The sequence below is a fragment of the Micromonospora sp. AMSO12t genome (assembly GCF_008806585.1).
Lineage (GTDB): Bacteria > Actinomycetota > Actinomycetes > Mycobacteriales > Micromonosporaceae > Micromonospora > Micromonospora reichwaldensis.
This window is the reverse complement of sequence record NZ_WAAS01000041.1, coordinates 1-25,124: the sequence shown is the minus strand read 5'-3', so window position 1 is coordinate 25,124 and position 25,124 is coordinate 1. Positions and strand designations below refer to the sequence as shown.

At 74.3% G+C, this 25,124-nt stretch carries 12 protein-coding genes; 2 read left to right on the top strand and 10 right to left on the bottom strand.

All coding sequences use genetic code 11. The features are described 5' to 3' along the window. The 10 genes from F6X68_RS09240 to F6X68_RS09195 form a co-directional block, all read right to left on the bottom strand. Positions 1 to 3,162: a type 2 lanthipeptide synthetase LanM family protein gene (locus F6X68_RS09240; protein WP_192581339.1), complete on the bottom strand. Its 3,162-nt coding sequence runs from the start codon at positions 3,160 to 3,162 to the stop codon at positions 1 to 3. 262 nt (positions 3,163 to 3,424) lie between these two features. Beyond that, a complete protein-coding gene (locus tag F6X68_RS09235) occupies positions 3,425 to 4,351 on the bottom strand; it encodes an ornithine carbamoyltransferase (RefSeq protein WP_151453863.1) in 927 nt (308 codons plus the stop codon). Between the two features lie 38 nt (positions 4,352 to 4,389). Beyond that, positions 4,390 to 5,685 (bottom strand): aspartate aminotransferase family protein, encoded by a 1,296-nt coding sequence (locus F6X68_RS09230; RefSeq protein ID WP_151453862.1) that lies wholly within the window; start codon positions 5,683 to 5,685, stop codon positions 4,390 to 4,392. Between the two features lie 110 nt (positions 5,686 to 5,795). After that, positions 5,796 to 6,581 carry a 2-keto-4-pentenoate hydratase gene (locus F6X68_RS09225; protein WP_151453861.1) on the bottom strand — a complete coding sequence of 262 codons (786 nt, stop codon included), beginning with the start codon at positions 6,579 to 6,581 and terminating at the stop codon, positions 5,796 to 5,798. After that, positions 6,581 to 7,567: a class I SAM-dependent methyltransferase gene (locus F6X68_RS09220; protein ID WP_151453860.1), complete on the bottom strand. Its 987-nt coding sequence runs from the start codon at positions 7,565 to 7,567 to the stop codon at positions 6,581 to 6,583. The genes F6X68_RS09225 and F6X68_RS09220 overlap by 1 nt, the downstream gene beginning before the upstream one ends. A 112-nt stretch (positions 7,568 to 7,679) precedes the next feature. Further along, positions 7,680 to 8,699, bottom strand: coding sequence for a 4-hydroxy-2-oxovalerate aldolase (gene dmpG, locus F6X68_RS09215; protein WP_132240580.1), 1,020 nt, complete (start codon positions 8,697 to 8,699; stop codon positions 7,680 to 7,682). After that, positions 8,696 to 9,586: an acetaldehyde dehydrogenase (acetylating) gene (locus F6X68_RS09210; protein ID WP_151453859.1), complete on the bottom strand. Its 891-nt coding sequence runs from the start codon at positions 9,584 to 9,586 to the stop codon at positions 8,696 to 8,698. Before F6X68_RS09210 ends, dmpG begins: the two co-directional genes overlap by 4 nt. Positions 9,587 to 9,646: 60 nt before the next feature. Next, positions 9,647 to 16,771: a non-ribosomal peptide synthetase gene (locus F6X68_RS09205; RefSeq protein WP_151453858.1), complete on the bottom strand. Its 7,125-nt coding sequence runs from the start codon at positions 16,769 to 16,771 to the stop codon at positions 9,647 to 9,649. Next, the gene (locus tag F6X68_RS09200) at positions 16,768 to 23,286 is read right to left on the bottom strand and encodes a non-ribosomal peptide synthetase (RefSeq protein WP_151453873.1); all 6,519 of its coding nucleotides are present in this window, start codon (positions 23,284 to 23,286) and stop codon (positions 16,768 to 16,770) included. The genes F6X68_RS09205 and F6X68_RS09200 overlap by 4 nt, the downstream gene beginning before the upstream one ends. Positions 23,287 to 23,425: 139 nt before the next feature. After that, a complete protein-coding gene (locus tag F6X68_RS09195; protein WP_151453857.1) occupies positions 23,426 to 24,430 on the bottom strand; it encodes a TauD/TfdA family dioxygenase in 1,005 nt (334 codons plus the stop codon). Between the two features lie 218 nt (positions 24,431 to 24,648). Between F6X68_RS09195 and F6X68_RS09190 the strand changes: the two genes are divergently transcribed. Further along, on the top strand, positions 24,649 to 24,867 hold the full coding sequence (locus F6X68_RS09190; RefSeq protein ID WP_091630286.1) for an MbtH family NRPS accessory protein: 219 nt from the start codon (positions 24,649 to 24,651) through the stop codon (positions 24,865 to 24,867). A gap of 11 nt (positions 24,868 to 24,878) precedes the next feature. Then, positions 24,879 to 25,124 (top strand): AMP-binding protein (locus F6X68_RS09185; RefSeq protein WP_151453856.1); only part of this gene is annotated, 246 nt, incomplete at its 3' end.

Sequence of the window (25,124 nt, the reverse complement as noted above, 5' to 3'; positions counted from 1 at the left end):
CTATCTGGTTCTCGACACCACGTCGGATGTCGTCGGCTCGGCATGCAGCAGCAGTGCCGAGGGCACTCGATCGGCGAAGCCGATACGGAGCAGTCCGTGGCCGATCCCGGCCAGGCCGTCCAGCAGGCCGGGGACGCTCACGCCGCCGGCGGCACCGCATCTCGGGCCGGCCTGGTCCAGCGCGGCGACCAGTTGTCCGGCCTGGTCGGAGCGGACGCTGGCGGCGGCCCGGCGACCGCGCGCGGCGGCGACCGACAGCATCTCCTGCCTACCCAGCTCCCCGTGGCAGAGGCTGTGGTCGTCGACCAGCCCCGATCTCGACACGGCGGTCGCCGCGCGGTCCACGAAGGCGGCCAGCGCCGGGTCTGCCAGCAGCCGGCCCTGGTCGGCGATGGCGACCGCGATTCCGGGCACGCCGTGGCACCACGAGTGCGCCGACGGGTCCGGGACCGGGCCGGTGGCGGCACGGGCCAGCATCGCGCTGCCGGCCTCGGCGTACCGCTCGTCGCCCTCCGCCTGCGCGAACCGCAGCAGGGCCCAGCCGATCCCGGCCGTACCGGTGGCGAAGCCGGGCTGCGCGGGCAGCGTGGGGACTGCCGCCAGCAGCCGCTTGGCGCAGTCGCGGGCCGTCTCGGCGGCGAGCGGCAGGCCGGTCAGCTCGTTGACGGCGAGCATCGCGGCGAGACAGCCGGCCAGCCCGTCGAGCACGCCCGGGTTGGGGTCCGTCGCGGCGGCGATCGCCGCGAGGCGTACCGCCGGTTCGACGGAGTCGCCGAGCGCGTCGTCCCGGAGCAGGTCGGCGAGCCGGGCCGCCGCGTAGGCGATCCCCCCGAGGCCGGTGAACCCGCCGCTGCCGACCGTGTCCGCCAGGTGCGGCCGGGCCTGCATCGCGGTGAGCAGCACGGGAAGTTGGCGCACCGCCCTGCGGGCGGCCTCGGCGTAGCGGTCGACGTCCGTCAGCCGGGCCAGTTCGGCCAGGAAGAGGGCGGTGCCCGGGTATCCGTTTCCCAGCCCCGCGCCCAGCGGCATGATCGTGCTGTGCCCGCCGTCCACCGGTTCGAGGCCGAGCCAGTTGGCGAACACGCCGTCGTCGTAGGCGTCCGAGATGATCTTGTCGGCGATGCCGCAGGCGACCGTGAGCAGCCTGCCCGGGTCCGGTGCCGTGGCCTCCCACCGGACGGGGGCCGGCTCCGCGCACTCGTGGCGTGCCCCGCCGAGTCGGCCGGCGAGCGCGGCCCGGACGATCCACTCCTGGTCGCGTTGGTCGACCGCGCCCATGGCGGCGATCCTGCGCAGCGCGGTCGTCAGCACCGGCTCGTCGAGCACGTCGACGAATCCGACGCCGTCGCCCCCGGCCAGGTCGCGGTCGTCCGGGCGGCAGGTGAACAGGGGGACGTCGCCGTCCCAGAGCTGTTCGATCTCGCGGGACACCAGTCGGTTGCGTACCGGGTCGTCCACCGAGGCCGCCCAGAGCAGGTCGAAGATCTGGTCTCGGTCGAGCGCGTCGCGCAGCACGTCGGGATGGGTGGACTCGCTCAGCAGCACGGTGTAGGTCCGCGTCGACCGGGCGATGACCCGCAGCTCGTCGGCGGTGAACCGCCGGAGCAGGCCGTCCGGGCCGGTCAGGTCGCCGGCCCGCCGGGCGATGGCGCGGTACCCGGCGCGGAAGCCGGCGAGCAGCTCGCCCGTGTACCCGGCGGCGTCGGCCGGGACGCCGTCCAGCGTCGGGCGGTTCTCGGCCGCCCGCACGGGCGCGGCACCACGTACCAGGTGCATCGTGTCGGTGCCGGCAGCGGCCCACTCGACGACCTCCCGGAGCTGCTGCGCGCCGGGGTCGCCGCCCAGGCCGGAGATGTCCAGCAGGCCGCGTTCGCCGATGAGCGGCTGCGGCAGCAGGGCGGTGCGGTACACCGACGTCCGCAGCGCCCGGGCGGCGGGATCGGGCGCGGCGGTCGGCACGGGCAGGTCGGGGTGCAGCAGCGTCTCGACATCGACGAGGACGGGCTGGTCGGCGCAGGCGATCAGGTTCTCGTGGTGGATGTCCGTCATGCCCAGCAGGTACAGCAGCGCGAGCAGCACCCCCTGCCGGCGGTAGAACGCGCCCACCTGGGCGGCGTCGGAGCAGGCGGCACGATCGACGACCTCGATCCACCCGTAGCCACCGCGGGCGAGCACGGTCAACCTGCGCAGCTCCAGCTCCGGCAGCAACCCGTTGAGCCAGTCCAGGACCTCGTTGAAGTGCACGTGGACGGCGACCGAGCGCGGCCGGTAGACCACCCGGGCGCCGGAGGCGAAGCGCAGGAGCGCCACCGCCCGCCCGTGCCCGTGCGAGTCCCCCGCCACGTCGACCCCGACCAGCGGGCCCGGATCGTGGCCGTCGAACAACCGCCGGAGGATCTCCGCCCGGTCCGCGACGAACCGGTCGAGCAGCTCGGCCGCCGCCTCGACGGCGTGCCGACAGGCGGTCGCCAGGATCCGCGCCAGCACGGGATAGTCCGTCATCACCCGCGTCAGCCGCTCGCGCTGGGCGAGGTCGGCCACGAAGGCGGCGAACCGGTGCTCGGGCGTGGGACCCGCCAGCCGGCCGGCGGCGCGGGCGACGTTGAGTTCCAGGACGAAGGTACGCGACGCCATCGAGACCAGCCGGGCGCGGAGCGCGTCGGCGAACCCGGCGTACACGGCGGCGAGGTCCACCACCGCGGGCGTACCGGGAGCCCGTACCCGCTGCCGCAGGTCGGCGCAGGCGGCCGCGACGAACGGCGCCAGCACGCCGGCGAACGCGTCGGACCACGGGGTGTCCGGGGTCGGGTCGGCGGCGCCGTCGGGGGCGAGGCCGAGCGCCCGCTCGGTGTACTCGGCCCAGCCCGGCGCCGCCGACCCGGCCGCCAGCGCCGCCGGCGGTCGGTCGAGGAGAGCCAGGAACTGCCCCTCGGTGATCCTCAGGGCCGCCAGGCGGTGCGCGAACTGCCCCGTCGTCCCCAGCTCGTACGCCGAACGCCAGTCCTGCAACCGCCGCACGGCGTGCTCGGACCCGGGGTCGGCGACGACGGACCCGCCGTCGTCGGCTGCCCGTACCCGTTCGGCCAGCGTGAGGCCGGGCGCCCACCAGGCGTCGCCCGCACCGCCCACCGCCGCCGCATTTCGCGTCCCCGATCTGTCCACGCCGATATCGTGCCGGCGGCCCGCAGGGGGTCACATGGGTAACCGGTACCCATATTTGGGCGGCGCCGGCGCACCGCCGGTGACCTGGGACGATCCGCCACGCGGCACCCTCGGCCATGCCGCCGACGGTCCAGCCGCGCCGCACCCGGCTGTCCAGGTGGCCCACCAGCACCCCGTCCCGAGGGCGACCGGCTCGCCGGGGCTCCCGCCGCCGCCGTCGTCGGGGGCCGTGGTGCGGGTCGGGCGGGTGCCGCGGCCGGGCTCACCCGGCGCACCACTCCAACGCGGCCTGGGCGCTGGACATCTTGTGCCTCGCCTGAGCGAAGGCGATGCTGCGGGGACCGTCCAGCACGCCGGCCGTGACCTCCTCGCCCCGGTGCGCCGGCAGGTCGTGCATGAACACCGCCTCCGGGCTCGCCGCCAGCAGCGCCCCGTCGACCCGGAACGGCGCGAAGACGCGCCGCCAGTCCGGGTCCGGCTTGGTGGTGCCGGTGGTCTGCCAGCGGGTGGTGTAGACGACGTCAACCTCCGGCAGGTCCGCCATGTGGTGCGCCTCGGCGACCGCCGAACCGGTCCGCGCGGCGGCCGCCCGGGCGGCGGCGAGGACGTCCGGGTCCAGCCCGTACCCGGGCGGCGTGCGCAGGTGCAGCCGCGTTCCGGTGAACCGGCTGAGGGCCAGCGCGAGCGCGGCGGCGGTGTTGTTGCCCTCCCCCACGTAGAGCACCCGTAGCCCGTCGACCCGGCCGAACCGCTCGGTCATGGTGCTCAGGTCGGCCAGCGCCTGCGTGGGGTGCTCCTCGGCGCTCATCGCGTTGATCACCCCCATCCGGTCCTGCCCGGCGAACGCCCGCAGCTCGGCGACCGGGTCGGCGGTCCGGGCGACGAACAGGTCGACCATCTCGGACAGCACCCGGGTGGTGTCCTCGACCGTCTCGCCGGTGTTCAGTTGCAGGTCCCCGGGGCCGTAGCTGATCAGCTGGGAGCCGAGCCGCAGGGCTCCGCTGGAGAAGGCGGTACGGGTCCGGGTCGAGGTGCGGCGGAAGTAGACAGCGGTGACCAGGCCGCGCAACTGGTCGGCGGGCCCGACCCGACCGGCGGCGTGGTCGGCGCTGCGGGCCACGAGGTGCCGCAGGTCGGCGTCGCTGAGGTCCTTGATGGACAGCAGGTGACGGCGGGGACGACGGTCCATCGGGATCCTCCAGGAACGGTCGCGGTGGCGGGCGGCGGTCAGCTGGCCCGGATGGCCCGGTGCAGGACGGCGAGGCCCCGCTCCAGCCGGGCGAGGTCGATGGTGAGCGGCGGCATCACCTTGATCACCTCGTCGTCGCGCCCGCAGAGTTCGACGATCAGCCCGGTCTCGAAGCAGCGCCGCTGGATCCGATCGGCCCGCTCGGCGCCCCCGGCCGCCCGCAGGTCGATGCCGAGGACCATGCCCAGGCCCCGGACGGCGAGCGCCGGTTCGCTGTCGCGCAGGTCGGCACCAAAGCGCTCCAGTCGCCGGGCGCCGACCGCGGCGGTGGTCCGGAATCCGTCCTGGCCCCAGAGTTCGCAGGCGGCGGCGCCGGCGACGAAGGCGAGCTGGTTGCCCCGGAAGGTGCCCGTGTGCTCCCCCGGCGACCAGACGTCGAGTTCCGGCCGGAACAGCACCAGCGACAGCGGCAGCCCGTACCCGCCGATCGCCTTGGAGACGGTGATGATGTCCGGCACCACGCCGGCGTGTTCGAAGCAGAAGAACGTGCCGGTGCGTCCGCAGCCGGACTGGATCTCGTCGAAGATGAGCAGGACGCCGTACCGGGTGGTCAGGTCGCGCAGCCGGCGCAGCCAGTCGGCCGACGCCGGGTACACCCCGCCCTCCATCTGCAACGGTTCGACGATCACGGCGGCCGGGAGGTCCAGCCCCGACGACGGGTCGGACAGCATCCGCTCCAGGTAGTCGATCGAGTCGAAGGGCCCCGCCGGACCGTCCTCGTACGGCACGAACGTCACGTCCGCCGTGCCCACCTGCCCGGCGGCGCGGGCCCGGCGGCCACCGCTGACCGCCAGCGACCCCCGGGACATGCCGTGGTAGGCCCCGGTGAAGGAGACCACGCCGCGGCGTCCCGTGGCCCGGCGGGCCACCTTCAGCGCCGCCTCCACCGCGTCGGTGCCGGTCGGCCCGCAGAACTGCACCTTGTGGTCCAGCCCGCGCGGGGCCAGCACCTGCTCGCGGAGCCGGCTCAGGAAGGTCCGCTTCGCCACGGTGTACATGTCCAGGCCGTGCATCACGCCGTCCCTGGCGAGGTACTCCGTGATGCGACGCTTGAGGTGGGGATGGTTGTGGCCGTAGTTCAGGGTGCCGGCGCCGCAGAAGAAGTCGGTGAACATCCGACCGTCCTCGGCGTAGAGCTCGGCGCCCCGGGCCCGGTCGAACACCACCGGAAACTTGCGGCAGTAGTAACGCACCTCCGACTCCATCGCCTCGAAGAGGGAGAAGTCGTAGGCCGCCTTGTGCGGCGGTACCGTCTCGTCCACCAGCATGGTCATCGGTCCGGGGTCTCCTCGGTCGTAGTCGTCTCGTCGTCGAAACAGGTCGGTCGGGTGCGTGCTCCCCGACCGCCGGGCGGTGCCGGGGCCCGGCGGGGCCCGGGGGCACGTCAGCCGCGGGTGGTCAGCGCGACCTGACCCAGGGCGCCGAAGGAGGCCCGCACGGTGTCCCCCGGCACGAGGTCCACCGCCGCCGCCCAGGATCCGGAGAGCACGAGCTGCCCGGCCCTGATCCCGGTGCCGAACCCGGACAGGATGCGGACCAGGCAGGCCACGGACTCGGCCGGATGGCCCATCACGGCCGAGCCCCGCCCCGCCTGCACGCCGTGGCGGCTACGCAGCTCCATGCGTGCGCCGGCCAGGTCCGTCGTGCCGGGCGGCACGCCGGCGCCGAGGACGGCCAACGCCGACGACGCGTTGTCGGCGACGGTGTCCACGAGGCCGATCCGCCAGTCCCGGATCCGGCTGTCGAGCACCTCCAGCGCCGGCAGGACCTCCGCGGTGGCGGCCAGCACGTCGTGCGCGGTCACGGTCGGGCCGGTGACGTCCTGCGCGAACCGGAACGCGATCTCGCCCTCGACCTTCGGCGCGATGAACCGGCCCAGGTCGAGGTCGGCGCCGTCGTCGAGGACCATCCGGTCGGTCAGGTAGCCGAAGTCGGGATGGTCGATGCCGAACATCGACTGGATCGCCTCGCTCGTCGCACCGATCTTGAGCCCGGCCAGGACCGCGCCCTCGGCCAGTTCCATCTCGCGCAGCTCGCTCTGGATGGCGTAGGCGTCCGCCAGGTCGAGCTGCGGATGCCGGGCCGAGATCGGCGGTACGGCGCGAAGGGTCCGCGCCGCCGTCCTGAGTTCCCCCGCGAGCGCGCGGTGCAGCGACAGCGTGGTGGCCACTACCTGGCCGCCACGAAGAGCCGACCGCCGGGCACGCCGAGCGGTACGCACGCCGTCTCGGAGAAGCCGGCGGACCGGAACGTGTCCAGCCACTGCCGCTCGGTCGGCAGGGTCACCCGCATGAAGCTGGCGTGCAGGTAGGTGAAGAGCGCGCTGAACCTCCGCTCCGCGGGGTCGGGCGCATAGGAGACCGCGTCGGCGACCGCCATGAACCCGCCCGGCGCCAGCGCGTCGCGGCAGGCGCCCAGCACCTCCTTGGCCACCGACTCGTCCGCCACGATGTCGTGCATGACGAAGCACGCCAGCACGGCGTCCGCGCCCTCGACCGGTCCGGGATCGTCCGCGAGGGACTGGACCGTACGCTCGACGACCCGGAGCCGGTCGGCCACCCCCGCCGCGGCGGCGGCCTCCCGCGCGGCTTCACACGCGGCGCCGCTGCTGTCGAGCGCCACGCCGGTACGCCCCGGGTCCCGCCCCAGGAGCTCGATGAGCAGCCCGCCGGCGCCGGCGCCGAGGTCGGCCACGTGCGAGGCGCCGGCCGAGGCGACCCGGTCGACGATCGGCGGATAGAACGCCCGCTCGCCGATCCACCTCGAACTGACCGCCACCCGGCGTCCGTTCCGCCGGTGGACCCGGGCCGCCGCGTCGCGGTCGGTCAGGAACTCCCGGGCGTTGGCGAGGAACGGCCCGTTGGCGCTCATGGCCCAGGACACGTAACCGGCCGCGTACCGCCGGTCCGGGTAGTCCTCGGCCGCCCGGAAGCGGTCCGGGACGTCCGTGCCGACCACCAGCCCGGCGGCGACCAGCGCGGCGAGGTAGTCCTCCACGCCGGCCTGCGGGAGGTCGGCGGTCCTGGCCAGCTCGGCGGCGTCGAACGTGCCGCCCGAGTCCAGCAGCCGGTCCACCCCGATCTCCGCGCCGATCTGCAGCAGCGCGGCGACACCGGCCAGGTCGGCCGCCTCGTCGAGCGAGGAATGGCGTTGCATTGGTCCTCCTACGTCAGGTGATGCGAGCCCTTGGTGAGGTGATGCGAGCCCTTGGTGAGGTGGTGCCAGCCCTGCGTCGGGTGATGCGGGCCCGGAGGGCCCGCGTACCGGCTCAATGGCTCTGCTCGGCGGCCAGCGACATGGCGACCTCGATGATGGTGTCCTCCTGGCCCGCCACCACCCGGCGGTTGCCCAGCTCCAGCAGGATCCTGCGGGGGTCGACGCCGAAGCGGGCGCTCGCGCGCCGCACCGGCGCGGCGAACCCGGAGAACACGCCGGCGATCCCGCTGGCGATGGTGACGCTGTCGTTGGTGGGCACGTGCTTGACGAACCGCTCCTGTGCCACGTCGGCCGCGTCCAGCGCGCCGAAGAGCTGGATGTCGGTCTCGACCTGCCCGACGTGCAGGTTGGCCGCGACGAGCTCGATCGGTGCGTTGCCCGCGCCCGCGCCGAAGCCGCGCGCCGTGACATCGACGATGGTGGCGCCTGCCTCGATCGCCGTCATGCTGTTGACGACCGACATGCCGAGGTTGTTGTGCGCGTGGAAACCGACCGCGATGTCGAGGTGCTCGACGAGTTCGCCGACCTTCTCGCGGACCTTCTCCGGCGTGTACGCGCCGGCGGAATCCATCAGGATGACCGCCTCGGCGCCGTAGCCCTGCATGAGCCGGGCCTGTTCCAGCAGCTTCGCCGCGGAGGCCATGTGGCTCATCAACAGCATCCCCTTGACGGCGACGCCCATCGCCCGCAGCATCGTGACCTGCTGCCGGGTGACATCCGCCTCGGTGCAGTGCGCGCCGACCCGGACCTCGTCCACGCCGTGGTCCAGCGCCGGCTTGAGGTCGCGCTCGACGCTGGCGAACCCGGGGATGGACAGCACGCCGAGGCGGGCCGTACGCAGCTCGGCCTTGGCGGCCCGCAGCATCTCGGCGTCGCTGAGCGCGGCCATGCCGACCTGGATGGAGGAGGCGCCGAGGCCGTTGCCGTGGCCCACCTCGACGACGTCCACCCCGGCCGCCTCGGCCGCCCGCGCGTAGGCGCTGATGTCCGCGCGACCGAGTTGGTGGCCGACCGCGTGGTTGCCGTCGCGCAGGGTCGTGTCGCAGATGCTGAGTTTCGGTGCGCCGCTCATGACCGCCGCCGTTCCGCCCGGGCCTCCGCGACCGCGAGGGCGGCGCAGGTGATGATGTCGAGGTTGCCGGCGTAGCGCGGGAACCAGTCGCCCCGGCCCTCGACCTCCACCGTGATCGTGATCCGGTCCCCGACGGCCACCGGCGGGACGACGACGCGGTAGCCGGGGACGTACGACCTGATCTGCTTCTCCATCATGGCGACGGACGCGCGCAGGGCGTCCATGTCGATCCGTTCGGCGGTCGTCACCGCGATCGAGTTGCGCATGACGATGCCGGGCTCGGCGGGGTTGATGACCAGCACGGTCTTGGTGCGTCGCACGCCGCAGAACTCGATGGTCGCCTGCTCGGTGGTGTGCACGTACTCGTCCAGGTTGGCCCGGGACGCGGGGCCGACGGTGGCCGAGGCGCTGGCCGAGACGATCTCCAGGTAGTCGATGCCCTCCGCGGCCTCCGCCATGCAGTGGGCCATCGGGACCGCCGCCTGTCCCCCGCAGGTGACCATGCTGAGGTACTGCTCGTCGAGGCAGTCGTCCAGGTTGAGCGCCGGTACGCAGAACTTCCCGAGGTGCGCCGGCGTGAGGTCGACGAACGGCAGCCCGGTGGGCGCGACGACCGACCAGTGGCGGGTGGCGTCGTCGGCCGAGGTCGCGTCGCAGACCAGGTCGATGTTCTCGGCCCGGGCGGTGACCGCGTCGATGCCGGCCACGCTGGTCGGCACCCCGTGCCGCTCGGCCAGCTCGATCCCGGGTGATCCGGCGCGGCGCCCGGCGAACAGGACGCACTCCAACAGGGGGGACGCCTCGACCTTCAACAGCAGGTCCGTGCCGATGTTGCCCGTGCCCACGATGGCCACCCGTAGGGGTGGCGGGCTCGTGTGGGTACTCATCCAGTTCTTCCTCTCGTCCGGCCGCGCACGGCGGGCGCGGCCGGCATCCGTGACAGACGGTCAGCCCTCACCCAGCACGTCGGCGATGACGCGGGCGAGCGTGGTGACGTGCGGCGGCTTGATGACGCTGAAGTGGTCACCCGACACCCGGTGCACCCGCACGCCGCCGGTGCAGAGCTCCTCCCAGCGCGCCAGGTAGTCCGGGTAGCTCTGGCCGGAGGTGACCTCGTGCTGGCCGTCGGCGAGTTCGTCGCTGACGATCAGTTCCAGCCGACCCGGCCAGGGCCGGTGCCGGTACTCGACGTCCACCTCCATAACCTCGCGCCAGATCCGTACCTGCCGCGGCCACGAGTCCCCCACGCCGCGCTCGGGCAGCGCGATGCCGCTCTCCTCGTCGATGTCGTCGACGAGGTGTTCGAGCAGGTCGAGGATCTCCCGGCGGCGTTCCGGCGTGTCGGCCTCGTCGCCACCGGTGCCCACCTCGTGCAGCAGCGACTCCAGGCGGCGGATCAGGGCGAGTTCGTTCCAGGCGTCGGCGCGGGTGTGGATGTCCAGGCCCGGATCGAGCAGGATCAGCGTCACCTCGTGCCCGTCCTCGACCAGCCGGTGGGCCATCTCGCTGGCGATGCCGCTGCCGCCGCACCAGCTGAACAGCCGGTACGGCCCGTGCGGTTGGGCCCGGCGGAGTTCGTCGCCGTAGCGTTCGGCCATCTGCGCCGTGGTGGGCGTGCCCCCCGGGTGCGGGCCCGGCCATTCGAACGCCGCGACCGGCTGGTCCGGGGGCAGGTGCGGGGCCAGGCGCAGGTACCAGTGGGCGCTGCCGCCACCGGGGTGCACGCAGAACAGCGGGGGCCGGCCGTCGCCACCGCGCCGCAGCCACATCATCGCGCCGGCCGTCGCCGCCGGGTCCTGGAGTGTCGCGGCCAGCCCGGCGACGGTGCGGTGTTCGACGAACGAGCCGAACGTCAGCTCGTAGCCGTGCCGGCTGCGCAGCGTCGCGGTCAGTCGCATCATCGCCAGCGAGTGGCCGCCGAGGGCGAAGAAGTCGTCGTGCACGCCGATCCGCTCGATGCCGAGCGCCTCGCTCCAGGCGGTGGCGATGTGCCTCTCGACGTCCGAGCGCGGCGCGACGTACTCGACGTCCGTCACCGGCCGCGAGCCGTCCGGCGCCGGGAGGGCGGCCCGGTCGACCTTGCCGTTGCGGGTGTACGGGAAGTCGTCCACGGCCAGGTAGTGGTGCGGGACGAGGTGCTGCGGCAACCGCTCCCGCAGGTGGTCGCGCAGCTCGGCCGGGGACGCCGCGGTCGCGTCCGCGGGGCGGGTGTAGGCGACGAGCGAGGCGTCCGGGGTGCCGGCCCGGTGCACGGCGACCACGGCTGCGGCGACCGCCGGGTGGGCGGCGAGGGCGTGCTCGATCTCGCCGAGCTCGATCCGGAACCCGCGGACCTTGACCTGGTGGTCCCGGCGCCCGTGGAAGTGCAGGGTGCCGTCGGGGTCCCGGGAGACCACGTCGCCGGTGCGGTACATGCGCTCGCCCGGTCGCGACGCGTACGGGTCCGGCACGAACCGCTCGGCGGTGAGCGCCGGCCGGTTGAGGTACCCGCGCACCACTCCCGCCCCGCCGAGGACCAGTTCCCCGCGCACGCCGGGAGGCAGCAGGCGCATTTCGTCGTCGACGACGTAGGCGCGCACGTTGTCCAGCGGGAGCCCGATCGGCGGCGGTGCCGTGTCCGTGGCCCGCAGCTCGGCGATGGTGGCGACGACGGTGGTCTCGGTGGGCCCGTACGCGTGCAGCACGCGGACCCGGTCGGCCCACCGCGCCGCCTGCTCGGCCGTGCACGCCTCGCCACCGGTGACCAGCACCCGCAGGCGCGGGAAGTCGGCCGGGTCGAGGCGGTCCAGCAGCGGCGGCGGCAGGGTCATGTGGGTGAGTTCGGCCGCGTGGCGGCGGAGGTCGCCGGGGTCGGCGTCCGGCGGGGGCAGCACCAGCGCCGCGCCGTTGGCGAGGGCCAGCAGGATCTCCCAGACCGAGGCGTCGAAGCTGGGCGAGGCGAACTGGAGCACCTCGTCGCCGGGCCGCGCTTGCAGGACCCGCCGCTGGGCGTGGCAGAAGTTGAGCACGGCGCGGTGGGTGACCGCGACGCCCTTGGGCCGCCCGGTGGAGCCCGACGTGTAGATGACGTAGGCGAGGTTGTCCCCGCTGAGCCGTGCCGTCGGCGGGTAGGCCGCCAAGGGCCGGCCGTTCGCGAGGTCGGCGACCAGCACCGTCGCGGTCGTGCACGGCAGGCGCGGGGCCAGGTCGCCGTCGGTCAGCACGACCACGGGCGCCGCGTCGCGGACCATGTCGCCGACCCGCTCGGCGGGATAGGCGGGATCGAGCGGCAGGTACGCCCCGCCGGCCTTGAGGACCGCCAGCATCGCGACGACGAGGTCGATCCCGCGGGGCAGGTGGATGCCGACGACCGTGTCGGCCCGGACGCCCAGCTCTCCCAGGCGCGCGGCGAGCCGGTCGGACCGGTCGTCGAGCTGCCCGTAGGTGAGCGTGGCGTCGCCGTGCCGTACCGCCACCGCGGCGGGCGCGGCGGCCGCGCGCCGGGCGACGAGGTCGTGGACGAACGGGGTCGCCGGGAACGGCTCGACGGGCTGGTGCGCCTCGACCGCCCAGGCCCGGTCGGCGGCGCTCAGGCCGACGTCCGTGTCGCCGTCGGGGTCGGCGGCCATCGCCTCCAGCACGTGCCGGTAGGTCCGGGCCAGCAGTTCGAGGTACGGCCGGTCGATGTCGGCGGGCCGGGCGCCCAGCCGCAGGACCCCCGGGAAGGTCCACACGTCCAGCCCGACGCTGCTCGGGCTGAAGTCGTCGACCATCCCGACCGACTCGGCGGGACCGTCGAGCACGTGGAAGTCCAGGTACGAGAAGCCGACCCGCAGCAGTGGCGAGCCGTTGCCCCACTGGCGTTGCATGGCCGGCAGCGGGTAGCGGCGGTGCGGCCAGAGGCGCGCCTCGCCAGCGAAGACGGCCTGCACCAGGGCCCGCCAGGTGCGGGCGGAGGTGTCGGCGGCGAACGGCACGGTGTTGAGGTACATGCCGAAGACCTCGTCGCCGCGCAGCCGCTCGGGCCGGCCGTTGCACAGCAGGCCGGTGAAGAAGCGCTGCCGGCCGGTGACGACGCTCAGCACCTTGAGGTGCGCGGCGTGCAGCACGCTCTTCAGGGAGGTGCCGGCGGCGGCGGAGAGCCGGCGCAGTGCGGGCCGCAGGTCGGCCCACGGCACCTCGACGACGTTCGCCGGGGCGTCCGACCCGGTGCCCCACTCCGGCGGGAGTTCGAGCCGGTCCGACCCGGCCACGGTCGCCGCCCAGAAGCCACGGTCCGTCGCCGAGGCGAGGGACGCGCGCTCGCGGGCGACGAGGTCGGCGAAGCGCACCGCCGGCGGTGGCGGCAGGGCGGGCCGCTCGCCCCGGCGCAGCGTCCGGTACAGCGAGATCAGCATCGCCACCGTGGAGGTGTGGCTCCAGCCGTCGAGGATCGCGTGGCTCTCCGAGTGGGTCAGCCGCCATTCGCAGTCGCCGAGCTGGTGCACGTGGTAGCGCAGCAGCGGCGCCGTGGTGATGTCGAACGGTCGGACGCGCTCGGCCCGCAGGTGTGCGCGTACGGCCTCCTCCTGCTCGTCGGGCCGTAGCCCGCGCAGGTCGTCGTAGCCGATGGGCAGGTCGACCGACGCGTGGACGAGCTGCATCAGCTCGGAGTAGTGGGACAGGTCGAACGACGTACGCAGGATCTCGTGCCGGTCCGTGAGCAGCCGGCCGGCCTCCCGCAGCGCGTCCAGGGAGAAGGGCTGCTGGTCGGTGATCCCGTAGCAGGAGACGTTGCGGTAGACCGGCCGGTCGCCGCCGGAGAGCATCTCGAACAGCATGCCCGCCTGGTTCTGGGTGATCGGATAGGCGTCGACGAGCCCGTCCGGCAGCCGGCTGCGGTCCGCGTCGCCCACCAGCGCGAACCGGCCGACGGTCGACTCGGTCTCCTCGGCCGGCCCGGTCCGCACGGCCACGCCCGCCAGCTCGGCCACGCTCTGGTGCGTGAACAGGTCCTGGACCGACACGGTGAGGCCGGCCGCGCGCAGCAGCCCCACCATCCGGATCGCCCGCATCGAGTCGCCGCCGAGCAGGAAGAAGCTCTCCGTCACGCCGACCGTGTCGAGGCCGAGCGCCACGGCGAACGCGTCGGCGATCCGCTTCTCGGTCTCGTCGCGCGGGGCGACGTGGCCGCCGCCCGCCGCGCCCGACGCCGCCTCGGGTGCCGGCAGGGCGCGGCGGTCCACCTTGCCGTTGGCGGTCAGCGGCAGGGCGGGCAGGATCGTCCAGCGCGCCGGGACCATCGCGTCCGGCAGGCGGTCGACCAGGTACGCGCGCACCCGCTCGACGGTCTCCGGCCCGACGAGGTAGCCGACGAGCTGCTCGTCGTGGACGGCCACCGCCGCCGCAGTGACGCCGGGGGCCTCGTACAGCAGGGCCTCGACCTCGCCGAACTCGACGCGCTGGCCGCGGATCTTCACCTGGTGGTCGATCCGGCCCAGGTACTCGATGCTGCCGTCGGGACGGTAGCGGGCCAGGTCACCGGTGCGGTACAGGCGCCGCCCCGGCGCGGCAGCGAACGGGTCGGGAACGAACCGTTCGGCGGTCAGCGCGGGCCGGCCCAGGTAGCCCCGGGCGAGCTGCACGCCACCGATCAGCAGCTCGCCGGGCACGCCGACCGGCACGGGCTGCCCGGCGGCGTCGACGATGTGGGCGGTGGTGTTGGCGATCGGGCGGCCGATGGTGACCGGCTCGCCGGGCTCGCACCGCGTCGCGGTGACGTCGACCGCGGTCTCCGTGGGGCCGTACAGGTTGTGCAGCTCGCAGCCGATCCGCTCGTGCACCCGCTCGGCCAGGTCGGGCGGCAGCGCCTCGCCGCTGCAGATCAGCCGCCGCAGGGACGGCAGCGCCCCGACGGGCTCGGCCAGGAAGGCCCGCAGCATCGACGGTACGAAGTGGACGGTGGTGATCCCCTCCGTGCGGATCACGTCGGCCAGGTACGCGGGATCGCGGTGCCCGCCGGGGCGGGCGAGGACCAGCGTCGCGCCGGTGATCAACGGCCAGAAGAGCTCCCACACCGACACGTCGAACCCGACCGGCGTCTTCTGCAGCACCCGGTCCGAGGCGTCGAGGCGGTAGGCGTCCTGCATCCACCGCAGGCGGTTGACGATCGCGCCGTGCTCGATCAGGGCGCCCTTGGGCCGGCCGGTCGACCCGGAGGTGTAGATGAGGTAGGCGGCGTGCCCGGGCGTGATCTCCGCCGACGGTTGCGGGTCGCCGTCGGCGGAGTTGTCCTCCTCGGCGGCGGCCAGGAAGTCCTCGTCGATCACGGGCTGGGCGCCCGAGTCGCGCACCATGAAGGCGCGCCGCCGCGCCGGCAGGTCCGGGTCCAGCGGCAGGTAGGCGGCGCCGGCCTTCAGGACCGCCACCAGCGCCCGCATCAGGTCCAGGCCGCGCGGCAGGCAGACGGCCACGACGGACTCCGGCCCGACCCCGGCGTCGCGCAGACGCCGCGCGAGGACGGCGGCCTCGGCGTGCAGCCGGCCGTACGACAGTTCCGCGCCGTCGAAGCGCAGCGCGACCGCGTCGGGCGTACGGGCCGCCTGCGTGTCCAGCAGCCCGGTCAGGGTGTGCCGGGGGTGGTCGACGGCGGTGTCGTTCCACGCCGCGAGTTGGGCGGTCTCGGCGTCGGTGAGCAGGGGCAGCCGGGTGACCGGGGCGTCCGGGTCGGCGACGACGGCGCTCAGCAACCGCTGGTAGTGCCCGGCCAGCCGCCGCACGGTCGCGTCGTCGAACAGCGCCGTCGGGAAGTCCACCCCGCCGGAGAGGGAGCCGTCCGCCTCCTCGGTCAGCCCGAGCGTCAGGTCGAACTTCGCCGTGGTCGGGCCGGCGTCAAGCTCCTCCCCCACCAGGCCGCCCGCGTCGAAGCCGGCCGACCCGCCCTCCTGAAAGAGGAACATGGTCTGGAACAGCGGGTTGCGCGACAGGTCGCGCTCCGGGGACAGCGCGTCCACGATCCGCTCGAACGGCACGTCCTGGTGGGACTGCGCGTCCAGCACCGCCTCCCGGACCCGGGCCAGCACCTCGACGAAGGTCGGCTCGCCGGACAGGTCCGTCCGCAGCACCAGCGTGTTGAGGAAGAGCCCGACCAGGCCGTGCGTCTCCAGGCGGTCCCGGCCGGCGGCCGGGGTGCCCACCGCGACGTCGGTCTGCCCGGTGTGGCGGGCCAGCAGGAGCTGGAACGCGGCCAGCAGCACCATGAACGGGGTGGCGTTCGACGCCCTTCCCAGGTCACGCAGCCGGCCGGCGAGGGCGGCCGGCACCGTGAACGTGACCAGCCCGCCGTCCGGGTTCCACACCGCTGGCCGGGGCCGGTCGGTCGGCAGTTCCAACGGCGTCAGCCCGGCCAGCCGGTCCCGCCAGTGGTCGAGCTGCCGGTCCAGCCGGTCCCCGGCGGAGCGGGTCCGCTGCCAGACCGCGAAGTCCGCGTACTGGATGGGCAGCGGGGTCAGCGGGGAGGGCCGGCCGGCGACGAACGCGTCGTACAGGGCGGCCAGTTCGCGCAGGATGATCCCCTCGGACCAGCCGTCGGAGGAGATGTGGTGCATGGTGAGCGCCAGGGCGTGCTCGTCCCCGGCGAGGCGGACCAGCCGGGCCCGCAGCGCCGGGCCGGCGGCCAGGTCGACCGGGTCCGGCGTGCCGAGCAGCGCGGTGAGGCGCTGCCGGGCCGTCTCCCGGTCGGTGTGGCCGAGGTCGGTCGTCGTCAACTCGACCGGGGCGGGCGGGTCGACGACCTGTGCCGGCTCGCCGTCGACGACGACGTACCGGGTCCGCAGGATCTCGTGCCGGGCGACCAGTTCGGTCAACGCCCGGCGCAGCGCGTCGGCGCGCGGCGTCCCGCGCAGCCGCAGGCCGACGGACATCAGGTAACCGGTGCCGCCGGGCTGCAACTGGTCGAGCACCCAGAGCCGGTGCTGCCCGAAGGAGAGCGGCAGCGGGCCGGTGCGGGGCGCCGGGGCGATGGTGTCGGCCCGGCGGGCCCGACCGGCACCACGCAGGCGCCGCTGGAGCAGTTCCTGTCGCGGGGACGCGCTCGGGGTGTGGCTGGCGGTCACAGGTTGCCCTCCTTCAGCAGTTCCGCCACCTCGGCGTCGGAAAGCCGTGAGATCTCGTTTTCGATGGCCGTGTGCACCGCGTCGGCGAGGTCGGCCACGGTGGTCTGCTCGAACAGCAGGCGCAGCGGCAGGTCGAGGTCGAAGCTCTGCCGCAGGTGCGCGAGCACCCGGGTGGCGAGCAGCGAGTGACCGCCGAGGTCGAAGAAGTCGTCGTGGACGCCGACCCGGTCGACCTCCAGCACGGTGGCCCAGATGTCGGCCACGGCCTCCTCCAACGGGGTACGGGGTGCCTCGTACGCCCGGCCGAGGTCGGCGCGCACGGGTGTCGGGGCGGGCAGTGCCCGGCGGTCGACCTTCTTGCTGGTGGTCAACGGCAGTGCGTCCAGCACCATCCACTGGGCCGGCACCATGTAGTCCGGCAGCCGGTCGCGCAGGTGGGCCCGGAGTTCGCCGACCGCCGGCGGGGCGCCGTCCCGGCAGACCAGGTAGGCGACCAGGCCCTTCTCCCCCGGCTGGGTCTCGCGGGCCACCACCGCGACCGCGCGGACCGCCGGGTGCTCGGCCAGGGCCGACTCGATCTCGCCGAGCTCCATCCGGAAACCCCGGATCTTGACCTGCTGGTCGATCCGGCCGAGGAACTCGATCGTCCCGTCCGGCCGGTACCGGACCAGGTCGCCGCTGCGGTAGAGCCGGCCGCCGGGGGCGGCGCCGAACGGGTCGGGCACGAACCTGTCGGCGGTCAGTGCGGGCCGGCCCAGGTAGCCCCGGGCCAGCCGTACCCCGCCGAGCAGCAGCTCACCGGGCACCCCGACCGGGACGGGGTCCAGGTGTTCGTCGACCACGTAGGTCCGGGTGCCGGGGACCGGGCGGCCGATCGGCAGTGCCTCGTTCCGCTCGCCGGGCGGGTCGCCCGCGACCGGGTGCAGCAGGCAGGTGACGGTGGCCTCGGTCGGGCCGTAGTTGACCAGGAACCGGCCGGGCAGTCCGGTGGCCGCCCAGCGCCGGGCGTCGGCGACGGTGACCACGTCGCTGCCGACGTTCATCAGCTTCAGGTGCCGCAGCCGTTCGTCGCCGGCCGGCAGGGCGTCCATCACCTCCCGGTAGTAGGCGGGGGTGATCTCCATGTGGGTGATCCGGTGCCGGGCGAGCCGGTCCGGCAGCTCAGCCGGGCTCCAGAAGACCGGGTCGCTGACCACCAGGGTCGCCCCGGCCAGCAGGGTGGCCATCATGCCGTCCATCGCCACGTCGAAGGTGAGCGCGGAGAGCAGCACCACCCGGTCGCCGGGTGCGATGTCGTACGCGCGGGCGATGACCTCGCAGTGGTGGGCGTACGCGCCGTGCGGGATCATCACGCCCTTGGGCCGCCCGGTGGAGCCCGAGGTGTAGATGACGTAGGCGAGGTCGTCCGCTCCGGTCGACGGGTCCGGCGCGGTGCCGTCCCGACCGGCGATCACCGCCCGGTCGGCGTCCATGGCGACCACGGTCACCCCGTCGGCGGCGACCCGGTCGGCGAGGCTTTGCTCGGTGACCACCACCGCGGCCCTCGCGTCGGCGAGCATGAAGCGCAGCCGCTCGGTGGGGTGGTCCGGGTCGACCGGGAGGTACACCCCGCCCGCCTTGAGCACCGCGAGCAGCGTGACCACCACCTCCAGGCCGCGTTCCAGGCAGACCGCGACCGGGACCTCCGGGCGCACCCCGAGCCCGCGCAGGTGGTGGGCGAGCCGGTTGGCCCGGGTGTCCAGCTCGGCGAAGGTCAGCCGCCGGCCGTCGAACTCCACCGCCACGACGTCCGGGTGCTGCCGGACCCGCCGGCCGAACAGCTCCACCACGCCGGCGCCGGCGGCCTCGGCGGCGCGCAACGGCCCGGCGGGCGCGACCGGCTCGCCGGCCAACGGCCCGAGGAGGTACGCCCGCTCCGCGCCGGTGGGCAGGGTCAGGTCACGCAGGGCGGTTCCCGGCGCGGACGCCACCTGGGCGAGCAGGTGCAGGTAGTGCCCGGCCATCCGCTCGATGCCGGGGCGGTCCCAGAGCGCGGTGGCGTACTCGAACCAGCAGCGCAGCCGGCCGTCCGGGTGCTGCTCCACGGAGAGGGTGAGGTCGAACTTGGCCACCGGGACGGAGCTGTCGACGTGCTCGATGGTGGTCGGGCCGAGGGTCGCGGTCATCCGCTCCAGGTGTTGCAGTTCGAACATCACCTGGAACAGCGGATTGCGGGACAGGTCCCGGTCCGGCCGCAGCGCGTCGACCAGCCGCTCGAAGGCGACGTCCTGGTTGCGGAACGTGTCCGTCACGGTGCGGCGCACCTGGTCGAGCAGGACCGGGAAGGGCTGGTCGTCGACCAGCTCGGCGCGCATCACCAGGTTGTTGACGAAGAAGCCGAGCAGGTACTCGGTCTCCTGCCGGGTCCGGCCGGCGACCGGGGTGCCGACGGCCACGTCGTGCTGCCGGGCGTACCGGCCGAGCAGGACCTGGAAGGCCGCCAGCAGCACCATGAACAGGGTGGCGCCCTCCCGGTTGCCCAGCTCGGCCAGCGCCCGCCCGACGTCGGTCGGCACGTCGACGACGACGTTGTCACCGGCCGGGTCGCGCAGCGCCGGGCGGGGCCGGTCGGTGGGCAGCTCCAGCGGGGTCGACCCGGCCAGTTGCCGGGACCAGTAGGCGAGCTGCGCGTCCAGTTGGGGGCTGTCCTGGCGGGCCGTCTCCCAGGCCGCGAAGTCCGCGTACTGCACGGGCAGGTCGGGCAGTGCGGTGGCCGCGCCGCCCCGCGCGTATCTGCGGTAGAGGGTGTCGAGTTCGCGCAGGAGGATGTCCATCGACCAGACGTCGAACGCGATGTGGTGCATGGTCAGCGCGACCAGGTGCTCGTCGCCCGCGACCCGGATCACCTGGGCCCGGATCGGGCGTTCGGTGGCCAGGTTGAAGGGCCGGCCGGCCGCGACCCGCAGCAGCACCTCGGCACCGTCGACGACGTCCGGTGCGCCGCTGAGGTCGACCAGCTCCCACCCGACCGGTCCCGGCGGGTCGACCACCTGCACCGGTTCGCCGTCGACCGAGTGGTAGCGGGTACGCAGGATCTCGTGCCGGTTGACCACCTCGTCCAGCGCCCGCCGGAACACCGCCACGTCCAACGGGCCGGTCAACCGCATCGAGATCGGGATCAGGTATTCGAGGCTGCCCGGTTCGAGCTGGTCCAGGAACCACAGCCGGCGCTGGCCGAGGGAGAGCGGCAGCTTCCCGTCCCGCGTCACCGGCCGGATCGCCGCGTCGGCCGGCTCGTCGGTGGACCCGGCGCCGGGGCGGGCCTCGTCGACCAGGGCGGCGAGCTGGGCGACGGTGGGGGCCGTGAAGAGCTGCCCGACGGTCAGCTCCACGTCGAGTGCCCGGCGCACCCGGAGCACGCCCCGGATGGCGAGCAGGGAGTGGCCGCCGAGGGTGAAGAAGTTGTCGTCCCGGCCGACCCGCTCGACGCCGAGCAGCTCGGCCCAGATCCCGGCGACGGCCCGCTCGGTGTCGGTGGCCGGCGGCAGGTACCTCCGGTCGGCGCCGGGGCGGGGGCCGTCGGGCGCGGGCAGGGCCGCGCGGTCCAGCTTGCCGTTCGCGGTCAGCGGGAGGCTCTCCAGGCTGATCACGGTGGACGGGACCAGTGCGGCGGGCAGCCGGTCGGCGAGCGCCTCGCGCAGCCCGTCCGGATCGATCCGGGCACCGGCGGCGGGGACCACGTACGCGACCAGCTCCGCGTCGCCCGACGACGGCCGGTGCAGGGTCACCACCGCCGCGTCGACGGTGGGGTGCCGCCGCAGGGCCGCCTCGACCTCGCCCGGCTCGATGCGTACCCCGTGCAGCTTGACCTGGTGGTCGAGGCGGCCCAGGTACTCCAGGCTGCCGTCGTCGCGCCACCGGGCCAGGTCCCCGGTCCGGTACAGGCGCTCCCCCGGCGTGCGGCCGTACGGGTTGGGGGTGAACTTCTCCCCGGTCAGGGCGGGCCGGCCCAGGTAGCCTCGCGCCAGGCCGACCCCGCCGAGGCAGAGCTGACCGGCCACCCCGACCGGCACCGGCCGGTCGTCGGCGTCGAGAACCAGGACGGTGCAGCCGGGCAGCGGCCGGCCGATCGGCACGGTCCCGGTCCCCTCGTCACCGCGGTAACGCCAGGCGGTCGCGTCGATGGCGCACTCGGTGGGGCCGTAGGTGTTCCAGACCTCCACGGGCAGCAGGGCTTGAAGCTGCTCGCAGAGCGCCGCCGGCAGCGGCTCCCCCGCGGAGCAGACCAGCCGCAGCGCGGCACAGCCGGACAGGTCGGTCTCGTGCAGCAGCACCCGCAGCACGGACGGCACCAGTTGCAGCACCGTCACGCCGTGGGCCCGCATCGCCCGCAGCATCGCGCCCGGGTCACGGTGGGCGTCCGGGGCGGCCAGGACGACCGCGCCGCCGCTGACCAGTGGCGCCAGGAACTCCCACATGGAGGCGTCGAAGCCGAGGGCGGTCTTCTGGAGCACCCGGTCGGCGGCGGTGAGCCGGTACTGCTCGACCGACCACAGCACCCGGTTGCGGATGCCGGCGTGGGTGACCACGACGCCCTTGGGCCGGCCGGTCGATCCGGAGGTGTACATGACGTAGGCGGCGGCGTCGGGGTCGGTGGCCGGCAGCGGCACCGTCGCGGTGCCGTCGCCGCGACCGGCCCCGGCCCCGGTGTCCGGGCCGGCCTCGGTCCCGGTGTCGCCCTCGGCGTCGGTCCCGGTGTCGTCAGCGGCGTCGACGAGCACCACCGGGGCGTCATTGGCCGACAGCAGGCCCCGCAGGGCCGACTCGGTGACCAGCGCCGACACCCCGGCGTCGGCCGCCATGAACTCCAGCCGGTCGACCGGCTGGTCGGGGGCGAGGGGCACGTAGACGCCGCCGGCGAGCAGCACCCCGAGCAGCGCGGTCACCAGGTCCGGCCCGCGGTGCACCGCGACCCCGACCGGGGCACCGACGCGAACGCCGACGGCGTGCAGGTGCGCGGCGAGCTTCCGGGCGCGCCCGGCCAGCTCGGCGTAGCCGACCTCGGTGCCGTCGTCGGCGACCAGCGCGGTCGCGTCGGGGGTCGCCGCCGCCTGGGCGAGGAAGAGCTCCGGCAGCCCCGGGCCCGCGGGCCGGTCGGCGCCCCGGCCCCACTCGCCGAGCACCTCGCGGCGCTCCCGGGGGGCCAGCAGGTCCAGCTCGTCCAGGGGGGCCTGGCCGGCGGCGACGACGGCGGCCAGCAGGTGCAGGTAGTTGGCGACCATGCGGTGCACCCGGGGGCCGTCGAACAGCGCGGTGGGGAAGACCACCTCCCCGTGGTACGAGCCGTCCGGTCGCCCAACCAGTTGCAGGGAGAGGTCGAACGCGGCCGAGGTCCACGAGGTGGGCTGCTCGGTGACGGTCAGGCCGGGCAGGGCGAAGGCGGCCCGGTCGGCGTTGTGCAGCCCGAACCCCACCTGAAACAGCGGGTTGCGGGACAGGTCCCGTTCCGGGGACAGCTCGGCGACGATCCGGTCGAACGGCACCTGCTGGTTGTCGTAGGCGTCCAAAGTGGTGCCGCGGACCTGGTCGAGCAGGTCGAGGAAGCACGCCGGGGCGGCCAGGTCGGCCCGGAGCACGACGGTGTTGACGAAGAGGCCGATCAGGTCCTCCAGCTCGACCTCGTGCCGCCCGGCCACCGACACCCCGACCGCCACGTCGCTCTGACCGGCGTACCGGCCGAGCAGGAGCTGGAAGGCGGCGAGGAAGACCATGAAGGGGGTGGCGCCCCGGTCCGCGCCGAGCCGGGTCAGGGCGGTCGCCAGGTCCGCCGGCACGGTGAAGGTGAGGCCGTCGCCGGCGGCCCGCCAGTGCGCGGGCCGGGGCCGGTCGGTCGGCAAATCGAGCGGGCCGAGCCCGGACAGCCGCTCCCGCCAGTAGCCGACCTGGGCGTCGACGTGCGGCCCCGACAGCCAGTTCTCGCGCTGCCAGGCGGCGAAGTCCGCGTACTGCACGGGCAGCGGCGGCAGCGGGCTGGGCCGGCCGGCGACGAACGCCCCGTAGAGGGTGTGCAGTTCCCTGGCGAGCACGCCCCAGGACCAGCCGTCGAAGGCGATGTGGTGCACCACCAACAGCAGGACGTGGTCGTCGCTCGCGCAGCGGATCAGCCGGGCCCGCAGCGGCGCGTCCTCACGCAGGTCGAAGGGGGCGTCGAGGGTGGCCTCCAGCACCTCGTCGAGGCGGCCGTCCCGGTCGCCGGCCGGCGAGTCGCCCAGGTCGACGAGGTCGACGTCGACCGGGCCGGGCGGGTCGATCACCTGCACGGCACGTCCGTCCACCGTGTCGTACCGGGTCCGCAGGATCTCGTGTCGCGCGCTGATCCCGCTCAGCGCGGCCCGCAGCGCCGTGGCGTCGAGCGGGCCGCGCACCCGTACCGCCTGGTGCAGGAGATACTCGCTGGCACCGGAGCGTAGCTGGTCGACGAACCAGAGCTGCTCCTGCGCCGACGACACGGCGTGGCCGCCCTCGTGATCGGACAGCACCGCCCCGCCGGTGCCGACGTACCGGCTGTCGCCGTCTGCCATGGGTCTTTCGCCTCCGTGTCCGGGCCGGGCATCGCTGCGATGCCGTGGGGAGTTGGTTCGGTGTGCGCGAGGGTCCCGGGCACACCGCCGACGGTCACCCCGGGGCCGCGCCGGCCGCCGCGAGCGCCGCGCGGTACGGCTCGGCCATCGCCACGGCGATCCTGCGGTCGCCGGTGAACGGTTCCCGGGCGTGCGCGGCGAGCATGTTGTCCACCACCAGGACGTCGTCGCGCTGCCAGTCGAAGCGCCGCTGGGCCGCCCGGTAGCAGTCCCGCAGGTGGGCCACCACGTCGTCGGGGATCCGTCCGCCGTCGCCGTAGTAGGTGTTCGTGGGCAGCTCGGTCTCGTCGAACAGTTCCCGCAGCCCGGCGCAGACCTCCTCGGCCAGCGTGGTCACGTGGAAGAAGGTCACGTGGTTGAACCAGAGCAGCTCACCGGTGCCCGGGTGCCGGTGCACGGCGTCGCGTCGGGCGCGGGTACGCAGCCCCGAGCCGGTCCACTCCACCTCGATGCCGCTGCGGGCGCAGTAGCGCGACACCTCGTCCCGGTCGTCGGTGTTAAACGCCCGCTGCCAGGGCACGCCGAAGCCCTCGTGGAAGTTGCGCACCACCAGCCAGCCCCGGGCGACGAACTCGGCGCACACCGCCGGGTCGATCCGCTGGCGCACCAGGCGGGTGTCGGCGAGCGGGGTGGCGCCCAGGGTGGCCGGCGTCCGCAGGCAGTAGAAGTACAGCGCCATGGGCCAGTCGGCCTGGTAGGAGTTCTCGTTGTGCAGGAAGATCTCCTCGGCCGGCGGGAAGTCCGTCGAGGTGTAGACCCGCCCCTGGATGGTGCTGCGGGGCGACGAGCGCTCGGCGTAGTCCAGCGGCTCACCGGAGAGCGCCCGGACCACCCCCTCGAAGCCGGCCACCCCGCCGACGTCGAACCCGCGCAGCAGGACGGCCCCGTGCTCACGCAGCCGGGCCCGGATCGCGGCCCGGTCGGCGGTCAGCCGCCCGCCGATCGGCTCCCCCGGCGCACCGGCGGTCAGGACGAACGGAAGCGGTTTCTCGGCCGGCCCGCGCGGCAGCGGCGGCACCGTCATCCGGGGCGTACTCATCGCTTCTCCTGTCGGCCTCTGGGCTGCCGGTCACGCGGCACGGCTCAGCCTCTCCGCTGAGGCACGGGTCAGAAAGAGAATCCCCGGCAAGGCTCGTACGCGTTTTTCTGCCAGTTCTTCTCTACGTACGGCGATCGGCGTCCCGGCAGGGTGTGACCGGCAGTGGGATCAGTGTCGTGTCGTACGACACGGCTGCCCTTTCCCGAGGAGGAGCCGGCATGTCCGACGAGAACACCGATGAGCGCGCGTACCGGGTCGTGGTGAACGACGAGGAGCAGTACTCGATCTGGCTGGGCGATCGGGAGCTGCCGCTGGGGTGGCGCGCGGAGGGCACCGAGGGCACCCGCGAGGAGTGCCTGAAGCGGATCGACGAGGTGTGGACCGACATGCGCCCGCTCAGCCTGCGCCGGCGCATGGAGCAGGCGGCGGGCCGGTAGTCGTGACCGCCATGGCGAAGCTGACCGCGGCCGACGGGCACCGGGTCCCGACAGGGTGGAACGACACCGAGGTCGCGTACCCGACCGACCCGTGCCTGCACGAGCTGTTCGAGGAGCAGGCACGGCGTACCCCGGACGCGATCGCCGTGGTGTCCGACGAGCGGACCGTCCGCTACGCGGAGCTGGACCGCGAGGCCGACCGGCTCGCGCGCCGGCTGCGGGCGGCCGGGGTGCGCGCGGAGTCGGTGGTGGGGGTG

Bases quoted from the DNA above. Each gene is read 5' to 3' on its own strand.
- dmpG (WP_132240580.1), bottom strand. From the start codon at position 8,699: ATGAGCGGCGCACCGAAACTCAGCATCTGCGACACGACCCTGCGCGAC.
- F6X68_RS09220 (WP_151453860.1), bottom strand. From the start codon at position 7,567: ATGCAACGCCATTCCTCGCTCGACGAGGCGGCCGACCTGGCCGGTGTC.
- F6X68_RS09230 (WP_151453862.1), bottom strand. From the start codon at position 5,685: ATGACCATGCTGGTGGACGAGACGGTACCGCCGCACAAGGCGGCCTAC.
- F6X68_RS09190 (WP_091630286.1), top strand. From the start codon at position 24,649: ATGTCCGACGAGAACACCGATGAGCGCGCGTACCGGGTCGTGGTGAAC.
- F6X68_RS09210 (WP_151453859.1), bottom strand. From the start codon at position 9,586: ATGAGTACCCACACGAGCCCGCCACCCCTACGGGTGGCCATCGTGGGC.
- F6X68_RS09235 (WP_151453863.1), bottom strand. From the start codon at position 4,351: ATGGACCGTCGTCCCCGCCGTCACCTGCTGTCCATCAAGGACCTCAGC.
- F6X68_RS09195 (WP_151453857.1), bottom strand. From the start codon at position 24,430: ATGAGTACGCCCCGGATGACGGTGCCGCCGCTGCCGCGCGGGCCGGCC.